The 8,939-nt window shown below is 69.7% G+C and carries 12 protein-coding genes; 6 read left to right on the forward strand and 6 right to left on the reverse strand.

Annotation, left to right across the window (positions count from 1 at the left end):
- Positions 1-15: 15 nt before the first annotated feature.
- Positions 16-210 (forward strand): hypothetical protein, encoded by a 195-nt coding sequence (locus RM1_RS16165; protein WP_072752765.1) that lies wholly within the window; start codon positions 16-18, stop codon positions 208-210.
- 75 nt (positions 211-285) lie between these two features.
- Here the strand turns inward: RM1_RS16165 and RM1_RS16170 are convergent, their stop codons facing one another.
- From RM1_RS16170 to RM1_RS16185, 4 genes are all read right to left on the reverse strand, one after another.
- The gene (locus tag RM1_RS16170) at positions 286-1,596 is read right to left on the reverse strand and encodes a condensation domain-containing protein (RefSeq protein ID WP_083576761.1); all 1,311 of its coding nucleotides are present in this window, start codon (positions 1,594-1,596) and stop codon (positions 286-288) included.
- 149 nt (positions 1,597-1,745) lie between these two features.
- The gene (locus tag RM1_RS16175) at positions 1,746-2,594 is read right to left on the reverse strand and encodes an SDR family NAD(P)-dependent oxidoreductase (protein WP_425528664.1); all 849 of its coding nucleotides are present in this window, start codon (positions 2,592-2,594) and stop codon (positions 1,746-1,748) included.
- Positions 2,591-3,091: a nuclear transport factor 2 family protein gene (locus RM1_RS16180; RefSeq protein ID WP_072752767.1), complete on the reverse strand. Its 501-nt coding sequence runs from the start codon at positions 3,089-3,091 to the stop codon at positions 2,591-2,593. Before RM1_RS16180 ends, RM1_RS16175 begins: the two co-directional genes overlap by 4 nt.
- A gap of 98 nt (positions 3,092-3,189) precedes the next feature.
- The gene (locus tag RM1_RS16185; RefSeq protein WP_072752768.1) at positions 3,190-3,870 is read right to left on the reverse strand and encodes a TetR/AcrR family transcriptional regulator; all 681 of its coding nucleotides are present in this window, start codon (positions 3,868-3,870) and stop codon (positions 3,190-3,192) included.
- Between the two features lie 89 nt (positions 3,871-3,959).
- Here RM1_RS16185 and RM1_RS16190 point away from each other — a divergent pair, with 89 nt between their 5' ends.
- Positions 3,960-5,393 carry a DHA2 family efflux MFS transporter permease subunit gene (locus tag RM1_RS16190; RefSeq protein WP_072752785.1) on the forward strand — a complete coding sequence of 478 codons (1,434 nt, stop codon included), beginning with the start codon at positions 3,960-3,962 and terminating at the stop codon, positions 5,391-5,393.
- Here RM1_RS16190 and RM1_RS16195 read toward each other — a convergent pair.
- Positions 5,390-5,854: a ferritin-like domain-containing protein gene (locus tag RM1_RS16195; protein ID WP_072752769.1), complete on the reverse strand. Its 465-nt coding sequence runs from the start codon at positions 5,852-5,854 to the stop codon at positions 5,390-5,392. The genes RM1_RS16190 and RM1_RS16195 overlap by 4 nt on opposite strands.
- The gene (locus RM1_RS16200; RefSeq protein ID WP_072752770.1) at positions 5,851-6,366 is read right to left on the reverse strand and encodes a hypothetical protein; all 516 of its coding nucleotides are present in this window, start codon (positions 6,364-6,366) and stop codon (positions 5,851-5,853) included. Before RM1_RS16200 ends, RM1_RS16195 begins: the two co-directional genes overlap by 4 nt.
- Before the next feature lie 161 nt (positions 6,367-6,527).
- Here RM1_RS16200 and rimP point away from each other — a divergent pair, with 161 nt between their 5' ends.
- The 4 genes from rimP to RM1_RS16220 form a co-directional block, all read left to right on the forward strand.
- Positions 6,528-7,097, forward strand: coding sequence for a ribosome maturation factor RimP (gene rimP / locus RM1_RS16205; RefSeq protein WP_072752771.1), 570 nt, complete (start codon positions 6,528-6,530; stop codon positions 7,095-7,097).
- A 4-nt stretch (positions 7,098-7,101) separates the two neighbouring features.
- Complete coding sequence (gene nusA, locus RM1_RS16210; RefSeq protein ID WP_072752772.1) at positions 7,102-8,133, forward strand: transcription termination factor NusA; 1,032 nt, start codon at positions 7,102-7,104, stop codon at positions 8,131-8,133.
- 44 nt (positions 8,134-8,177) lie between these two features.
- On the forward strand, positions 8,178-8,552 hold the full coding sequence (locus RM1_RS16215) for a YlxR family protein (protein WP_081830265.1): 375 nt from the start codon (positions 8,178-8,180) through the stop codon (positions 8,550-8,552).
- Positions 8,553-8,621: 69 nt separating this feature from the next.
- A partial coding sequence (locus tag RM1_RS16220) for a translation initiation factor IF-2 N-terminal domain-containing protein (RefSeq protein ID WP_174562958.1) occupies positions 8,622-8,939 on the forward strand: 318 nt, incomplete at its 3' end.

The following is an 8,939-nucleotide window of genomic DNA, read 5'->3' on the forward strand; positions in this document are numbered from 1 at the left end:
CTGAGGAGATTCGTCATGCTCGGACTCATCATCGGCCTCGGCGGAGCCGCGCTCGGCCTCGGGCTTGGACTCGGTGGAGTCGCGCTCGGCGTCGGACTCGCCCTTGGCGGGGTCGCGCTCGGGCTCGCAGGCGCCGCACTCGGACTCGGATTCGCCCTGCTCATCAGCGACCGAAACATCAAGTACGACATCGAAGAGCTCGCAGCCTGATCCGCCGATCACGGCATGCACCCGGCACCCGGTGGCGTGGCCGAGGTCGCGCTGACCACCCCTCGGTGAACGAGGTCAGGCGACCGCCGACAGCGGGCTGTCCGAGTCAGCGGCGAGGAAGCCCTCGACGAAGGCCAGGAACCGCTGGTGCAGCTGCCGGAGTTCGGTCACGGAGTACAGGTCCCGGTTCGCGAGGAAGTCGATGCGGGTGGCGCCCTCGACCGCTCCCGGGCGGACCCGGACGGTCAGGTCGTCGACCCGGCCCGTGGTCAGGACGTGCAGCGCGCCGTCCAGCGGTCCAAGGGGGATCTCACTGTCGGCGAGCATCAGCTCGATGGTGGGGCCGAAGGAGGCGGCGCGGTCGCCGATCACGCCGACCTCGCGTGCGATGTCCTCCTGGCGGTGACGCTGACGGCTCAGTGCTCCCGCGAGTTCCCGGCCCGCCGCCGTGCTCGCCTCACCGACCGTCATCCCCGCGCCCGCGGACAGGCGCAGCGGGACCACGTTGGCGAGCGATCCGCCCGAGCGGCGCAGGGCCGCATTGCCCCGGGCGGGGGTCGGGAGCGTGACCGTGACCTCGTCCCGCCCGGTGTGCTGTGCCAGGAAGGCCCCGAAGGCGGCGACCACCGTCGGCGCCGACAGGGAGGCTCCCGGGGCAGCGGGCGCCAGCTCGCCGCCGATCACGACGGGCTCGGACTGCGACGGCGCCGCCGTGCCCGCGAAGGTGACCGGGTCCGCGACGCCTGCGAGGTGCTCGGCCCAGGAGTCGCGGTCGCGCTCGAAGCGCTCGGAAGTCCGGTAGCTCGCGTCGGATGCGGCCACTGCCTCGAGGTCGAGGGCCCCGGACGGGCTGGCGGCGGCGCCGACGAACGCATGGGTGTAGAGCTCGGCGGAGCGTTCGATCAGCGTGCGCAGGCCGTGCGCATCGAGGGCGACCTGGTGTGCGCGCACATACCAGAAGGTGTGCTCTTCGCTGATCCGCAGCACGGCCGCGACGATGAGCTGGTCGGCCGACAGGTCGACCGGCCGGGAGTGTTCCTCGCGCATCCATTCCCGTGCGGCGGCAAGGGGGTTCACCCGGCCGCGGAAGTCGACCTGCACGACGAAGTCGTCGTCGGCGGCGGCGAGCGTCTGATACGGGTGTCCGTCGACCTCGAACACGTGCAGGCGTCCCGCCCCGAATTCCCGTCCCGCCCACCGGGCCGAGTCCATGAGCAGGTCGATGTCGAGGGCGCCGCGGATGTCGACGTACTGCGCGACGGAGATCGGTGCGTCACCGGAGACGCGCTGGGAGAACCAGACCGAGTGCGCGGCGGCGGAGAGCGGGAGTACCCGCGCCCGGGCACCGTTACCGGAGATGCTGGTGGGCTGCACTGGCTGGTTCACGAAACTCTCCCTCGACTCGGACCTCGGTGACCGGGAACTGCTCTGGTCTCAAAGTCTCGTCGGAGGGCGGGGGTGCGGACAGTCCCCCAAGCGGTGGGGCGGGCGACACCCAGGGTGATGGATTCACCACCCTGGGTGGGCGTTCGACGTCAGAACAGGGGGCCGCCGCCGAACGCGGTGCGATGCGAGGCCGGCTGGGCGCCGTCCACGTCGGTGATCCCGTACTCGAGGGCGGTCTCCGCGGTGATCTGGGTGCTCCCGCTGAGCTTGCCGAGCTCCGGATCGTTGGCGAGGGCGACGATCACCCGGCCGATGAACTCGGGGGTCTCGGCTTCGGAGAGGGGGAACCCGGCGAAGCTCTCCATCCCGCTCGCCAGCATCGCCTCGTTGCGCACCAGGCCGGGCCAGAAGGACAGCGCGGTGACGCCGGTGCCCTTGAGCTCGACCGCCATGTCGGCGGCCATCTTGTCGAGGCCGGCCTTGGACATCCCGTACAGCACCGAGTGCAGGTAGCCGCGGGTGCCGAACGAGGAGATGTTGCCGATGAGGCCGGAACCCCGCGGGACCATGAGCTTGGCGGCCTCGACGCTGGCGACGTAGTGCGCCCGTAGTCCGATGCCGATCAGCGAGTCCCAGTCGCTGATCGGACGCTTCCAGAACGGGTCGGAGAAGCCCGCGAAACCCTTCGGATGGGCCCAGACGTTGTTGACCAGCAGATCCAGTCGTCCGGACTGCTCGTCGGCGATGCGAGCGAACAGCGCCTCGATCTGCGCGTCGTCGCTGTGGTCGCACTGCACGGCGATCCCGGTGCCGCCGCGCGCGGTGACCTCGGCGGCCGTCGCGTCGAGTGGGCCGTCGGTCCCGACCTCGCCGCGGGCCGTGACGTAGACCGTCCAGCCGTCGGAGCCGAGGGCCAGCGCGATGCCCTTGCCGACGCTACGGCTCGCCCCGGTGACGAGGGCCACCCGCCGCTCACTCGTTGCTTCATGAATACTCACTGCGCCACCCCCGCGAACTGGCCCTCGGACACCACGGCGTCGGGGGAGAGCGGGCGGGTCAGGGACCAGGTCTCGGTGAAGTGGCACTTCGACATGCGCCACTCGCCGTCCTCGAGCACGTACTCGTCGTCGTACTCGCCGGTCGAGACGGTCTCGGTGTTCTCGAGCAGGTTCAGCTGGCGAAAGCGGAGCGTCCACCGCCCCGTCGCGGTGCCTGCACCGGTGATGGTGATGTCGGGGTGCAGGCCGTGGTGCATGTCGAGGATGGCGTGCTTGCCGCCGACCTGGTGCAGCGCGATCTTCTCGAAGATCGCGGCCATCGGCTCGATGTCGTCGAACGCGCCGAGGCGGCCGTAGTCGATGTTCGCACCCGAGCGGATGAAGCAGGCACGGAAGGACTTCGGGTCCTTGCCGTCGCACGCACGCCAGTACCGGTGCTTGAGGTTCTTGATCGCTTCGATCCCTTCGAGGGCGGCGATCCGTTGCTCGAGGTCCAAGGTGAGTCCCGTTCTGTGGTCACTGATCTTCTGTGTCCTGGACCATAGGTGGCCCGGGTCACACCGCGCAGCAATCCTTCCCACAGTGCGGGCAAGGGCTAACCCCGAGCGGCCGCGGCGGCGTTCAGGATGGCCGCCGACCCCGAGATCGCGGCGTCAAGGGTCTGGCCGAAGGCGCACTCGGAGAGTTCGGCGAGCGCCGGGTCCTCGTCGAAATGCTCGGGCGCCTGCATGGCGAGCAGGACGTTGAGGAGCATCCCCTTCGCGATGAACTCCCGCGCCTTCTCCGGGGTGCACCCGGTGCGGGTGCGGATCTGGGTGTAGATCTCCGACATCGCGGCCCTCGCCTGCGCGCCGATCTCGGGGGTTCCGCCCGCGGAGAATCCGTGCATCATCACCAGCAGCAGGTCGCCGTCGGAGATGAGCTCGCCATAGGACGCGCCGAGCACGGTCCAGAAGTCCTCGCTCTCGGGGTCGATGCCGCCGGGCTCGGCCGCGATCCGGTCCAGTTCCCGGTCGAAGGCCGCCACGATGCTCGCCAGCGCCCGTGCGAAGACCTCGCGGAAGAGCTCGGCCTTGGAGCCGAACATCCGCACCACGTAGGGCTGCGAGACCCCGGCCTCCTTGGCGACCGCGTCCGTGCTGGTGCCCGCGTAGCCGCCACGCGCGAAGGCCCGCGAGGCCGCGGCCAGCACGAGCTCGCGACGTTCCGGTGCGCTCATCCGGGTCGCGGGACGGGGGGACTTCGTCGACTCAGCGGAGCCGCCTTGAACTGCCATGTTGACAGGTTATCACTCGATGCCTTAGCGTTTCGATTTAAGTAATCATCTGATGCTTACAAGCCTGATCTCCGCTGCGAGGAGTGGTGATGACCGCAACAACCGATGAACACGATGTCCTGATCGAAAGCCCGCCGCGAACGCAGGCCGGGCGCAGGGTGCCGATCTGGCTGGCGATGCTCGCGGCCTCGCTGCCGATGTTCATGGCAACCCTGGACAACCTGGTGATGACCAGTGCGCTGCCCGTGATCCAGGCGGATCTCGGTGCCTCGGTGGGGCAGCTGCAGTGGTTCATGAACGCGTACACGCTGTGCTTCGCGACGTTGATGCTCTCGGCGGCGACGCTCGGGGACCGGTGGGGCAGGCGGCGCATGTTCCTGTACGGCATCGGGCTGTTCACGGTCGCCTCGATCGCCTCCGCGCTGTCCACGACGCCGGAGTTGCTCATCGCGTCGCGGGCCCTGCAGGGAGCCGGTGCGGCTGCCATCATGCCGCTGTCGCTGACCCTGCTCGCCGGTGCCGTGCCCGCGTCCAAGCGGGCGCTCGCCATCGGTGTCTGGGGCGGGGTGTCCGGCCTCGGCGTCGCGCTCGGCCCTGTGGTCGGCGGCGCCGTGGTCGACGGCGTCTCCTGGCAGGCCATCTTCTGGCTCAACGTCCCGGTCGCGCTGGTCGCGGTGCCACTCGCTCTCTATGCGCTCGGTGAATCCCGCGGCAGGCGTGAGCGACTCGACGTGCTCGGGGTCCTGCTGGCGGGCGCCGGTGTCTTCCTTGGTGTCTGGGGAATCGTGCACGGCAACGACGACGGTTGGACGTCCGCGAGCGTGCTGGGCGCGCTGGCCGCTTCCGTGATCACGCTCGGCGCGTTCGTGTTCCGCGAGGCGCGCACCTCGAACCCGGTGATGCCGCTGCGGCTGTTCCGTTCTCGCAGCTTCTCGATGGCCAACATCATCGGCCTCGCGTTCACGCTCGGCATGTTCGGGGCGGTGTTCCTGCTGGCCCAGTACCTCCAGATCGTGATGGGGTACAGCCCGTTCGAGGCGGGTCTGCGCACCCTGCCGTGGACGGCCGCACCGATGGTGGTGGCACCCATCGCGGGCATCCTGGCGCCGCGGGTTGGCCTGCGGCCGTTGCTGATCGTCGGTCTCGCCCTGCAGGCGGCCGCACTGGTGTGGATGTCCCAGCTGCTCGAGCCGGGCGCCGCCTACGGTGAGATGGTGCCCGCGTTCGTGATGGCGGGCATCGGCATGGGGCTGACCTTCGCCCCCAGCGCGACCGCGGTGCTCGCGGACATGGCGGAGGTGGACCACGCGACGGCCAGTTCGGCGAACTCCACCATCCGCGAGATCGGCGTGGCGCTCGGCATCGCGATCCTCACCGCGGTGTTCCTCGGCAACGGCGGCAGCCTGACCCCTGCCGGATACGCGGAGGGGCTCGAGCCGGCGCTGCTCGTCGGAGCGGGCGCCGTCGGGGTCGCGATCATCGCGGCACTGTTCATGCCGAGCCGACAGACGCAGCAGGTCTAGTCGGAGGGCTCACCTGGGAACGGCACCGTCGGCGGTGCCGTTCCCAGGATCGCGCGCCAATTCGCAGCGCGCAGAGCCGTTTCCGTCAGCGCGTCGACCGCGGCCTGCCGGGTGGGCTCGGACTCGGCCCGCTCGATCACCGATCGCCACGCGACCGCGGTGTCGGCCTCGACCGCTGCCGCCAACTGGATCGCGGAGATCGGATCGACCACGGGGAAGGGCATGGTGTAGCCCGAGTCGGCCCCTGGCGCACGGACCCCGGCGGCGGTGAGCGCATCGATGGTGGCGTCGCGCCTGGCCCGGTGGGCCGCCGCGCTTGCCGAGACGTCGCCGATCCGGGCGGGGTTCGAGAAGGCGGCGATCAGGCCGTATGCGTAGACCGCGGCGTGCTCGGCGCGCAGGGCGTCGGACAGGGCCTGCTGCTCAGGCCCGAGTGACGAGGTGGGGCTTGGCGAGGTCACAGCAGCAACACCGCCTGCTCCGCAGCGACGGCGGCGCTGATCGAACCCAGCAGGCCGGCCCGGTAGCCGGACAGGCGACGGGCCAGGCCCGCGGCGTCGCGTTGGGACGTGGCCAGTTGGGTGCGCAACTCGTCGATGGTCGGTGGGGGCGGCGCAGGCTCGGTGGGGGAGCCGGTCTGGCTCGGCGAGGGCATCGCGGACGGATCGACGCCTGCCGCGCGCGCGACCTCGGCCGAGAGCGCATCGGCGTGGGCGCCGCGCTCGCTCGCGATGACGCTCAGCGCCCCGGCCCGCTCGGGGGCGAGGGCGGTCGCCGCGGTCGCGGCGGCCGCGTCCCGGCGCGCCGATTCCGTCGCGGAGATCAACGGATCGGGTTCGGCTGAGTCCCGGTCGGAGGAGTCGGACGTGCACCCGGCGGACATCGCGAGCGTGGTCAGGCCGACCGTCGCGGCGCCCGCGATCCGGAGGGCCGAACGCCGGGAGATCGGTGACGGGTTGACGGCTACAGGCACCCGACCATCTTGACAGGTGCCCCGTCGATCGCGGCCACCGAGGCTGGTCACGGAGCCGTCAAATGCGCGATATCCTTGATCATCGCGCCGGAACCCATTTCGGGCGCGCACGACTTGTGCACACGACCTGCCGACCACAACTGAACGAGGGAGCTCCACTGATGCCGGTTCCGCCGAAGGAGAGGGTGATCGAGCTTCTCTCCGATCTGGTTCATCGCCAGGGATACGACCTGGAGGATGTGGCGGTCACCCTCGCGGGCAAGCACAGTGTGGTCCGGGTGATGGTCGACAGCGACACCGGACTCGACCTCGACGACGTGGCGGAGCTCAGTCGGGAGATCTCCGAGATCTTCGACGCGGCATCCGAATTCGGGGAGGCTCCCTACACGCTCGAGGTCACCTCGCCCGGGATCGACCGGCCTCTGACGGAGGAACGGCACTGGCGCCGGGCGCGTGGCCGCAAGGTCAGGATCGACCTCGCCGACGAGAGCCTGACCGGTCGTGTCGGCATGCTCGGGGACGGCGTCATCGCGATCGTGCTGCCGGGCAAGGGCGGTCCGTCGGTGCGGGAGATCGCGCTCGCCGACATCGGCAAGGCGGTCGTGCAGGTGGAGTTCTCGCCCGCGAACGAGCGAGAACTCGAACTGGCCGGTGGCGTCGCCGAGGGTCGCGTGGACTCGGCACAGATCGATGAGACAGATTTTCAGGTTGATGAAGAGGTAGAGGGGTAGACAAGTGAATATCGACATTGCCGCGCTGCGCGCGATCGAGGTGGAGAAGGGTATCTCCGCCGGGACCATCATCGCGGCGATCCAGACCGCGCTGCTGACCGCGTACCGGCACACCGAGGGCCACCACGCGCACGCGCGGATCGACGTGGACACCAAGACCGGTGTCGTCCGGGTCATGACCCACGAGGTCGACGCCGACGGGAACATGATCGGTGAAGAGGTCGACGACACCCCGGAGGGCTTCGGGCGGATCGCCGCGACCACCGCTCGGCAGGTGATCCTGCAGCGTCTGCGCGACGCCGAGCACGAGCGCAGCTTCGGCGAATTCTCCACGCACGAAGGCGAAATCGTCGGCGGCGTCATCCAGCGCGACACCAGGGCCAACGCCCGCGGCATGGTGGTCGTGCACATCGGCAGCGAGGCCAGCGGCGCCGAGGGCATCATCCCGGCGGCCGAGCAGGTGCCGGGGGAGAGCTACGAGCACGGCGAGCGGATCAAGTGCTACGTGGTCGGGGTCACCCGCGGCCAACGTGGCCCCCAGATCACCCTGTCCCGGACGCACCCGAATCTGGTCCGGAAGCTGTTCGCGCTCGAGGTGCCGGAGATCGCGGACGGCTCGGTCGAGATCATCGCCGTCGCCAGGGAGGCGGGCCACCGGTCGAAGATCGCGGTTCAGTCGCGGGTCCAGGGCCTCAACGCCAAGGGCGCGTGCATCGGTCCGATGGGCCAGCGGGTCCGCAATGTGATGAGCGAACTCGCGGGCGAGAAGATCGACATCATCGACTACGACCCGGATCCGGCCCGGTTCGTCGGGAACGCCCTCTCCCCGTCGAAAGTGGTGTCGGTCACAGTCGTGGACGCTGATGCGCGTGCCGCCCGGGTTGTCGTCCCCGATTTCCAGTTGTCCCTCGCCATCGGCAAGGAAGGGCAAAATGCCCGCCTGGCAGCGCGGTTGACCGGGTGGCGAATCGACATCCGCAGCGACGCCGAACCCGCCCAGGATCGGCCTGCCGGACCCGCTTCCACGCGTGTCTAGGGGCGGCATGCGGGAAACTGGCCCGAACAGCGGTAGAGTGGTCAATGGCTCGGCGTGAGCTTTCGGTACAGGCGCGTGCGAAACCCGGGAAACCGGTCCGTACGTGCATCGGATGCCGTAAACAAGCGCTGGCCGCTGATCTGCTGAGGATCGTTGCGCGAGAGGTGCAGCCGCAGGGCTGGACGCTGGTGCCCGACCCGCGACGCAGACTCCCGGGGCGAGGTGCCTGGTTGCACCCCGACCCGCAATGTCTGAGTCAGGCCGAGAAGCGCCGAGCATTCGGCAGAGCACTGCGAGTGTCCGGAAGCCTGGACACGGCGGCCCTCGATCAGCTGATCGAATCGCTCCCACAACAGAGCAGTACCTCTCGAGAAGTCAGGCAAACAAATCATGAGCACACCGTGAAGCACCAGCGATGATCGTCCATCGGAGATAACCCGAGGTCGTGCGGGCACCCAGCCGCGCTCGACCTCTCAGTGAGGAGAGCAGTGGCAGGCAAGGCCCGCGTGCACGAGTTGGCAAAAGAACTCGGTGTCACAAGCAAGGAACTACTCGCGAGGCTCAAGGAGCAGGGCGAGTTCGTGAAGTCGGCGTCCTCCACCGTGGAGGCCCCGGTTGCACGGCGCATCAGGGAGTCTTTCCCCGGCGCACAGTCGGCGGATGCCGAGGCAGCAAAGCCCAAGACCCCGTCGCCCAGCGCGGCGAAGCCCGGTGCCCCGCGCCCCGGCCCGAAGCCCGCGGCCCCCGCGCCTGCGGCTCCGGCTCAGCCGGTCGCCCCCGCGGCGCCTGCGGTGCCGACCCCGGCC

Origin of the sequence: Rhodococcus maanshanensis NBRC 100610 (assembly GCF_001894865.1) — a bacterium.
In the GTDB taxonomy this organism is placed as follows: Bacteria; Actinomycetota; Actinomycetes; order Mycobacteriales; family Mycobacteriaceae; genus Rhodococcus_G; species Rhodococcus_G maanshanensis.

What these genes read in the sequence shown, in the direction of transcription:
- RM1_RS16165 (WP_072752765.1), top strand. Translation starts at nt 16, where the DNA reads ATGCTCGGACTCATCATCGGCCTCGGCGGAGCCGCGCTCGGCCTCGGG.
- RM1_RS16185 (WP_072752768.1), bottom strand. Translation starts at nt 3,870, where the DNA reads ATGGCAGTTCAAGGCGGCTCCGCTGAGTCGACGAAGTCCCCCCGTCCC.
- RM1_RS16190 (WP_072752785.1), top strand. Translation starts at nt 3,960, where the DNA reads ATGACCGCAACAACCGATGAACACGATGTCCTGATCGAAAGCCCGCCG.
- rimP (WP_072752771.1), top strand. Translation starts at nt 6,528, where the DNA reads ATGCCGGTTCCGCCGAAGGAGAGGGTGATCGAGCTTCTCTCCGATCTG.
- RM1_RS16215 (WP_081830265.1), top strand. Translation starts at nt 8,178, where the DNA reads ATGGCTCGGCGTGAGCTTTCGGTACAGGCGCGTGCGAAACCCGGGAAA.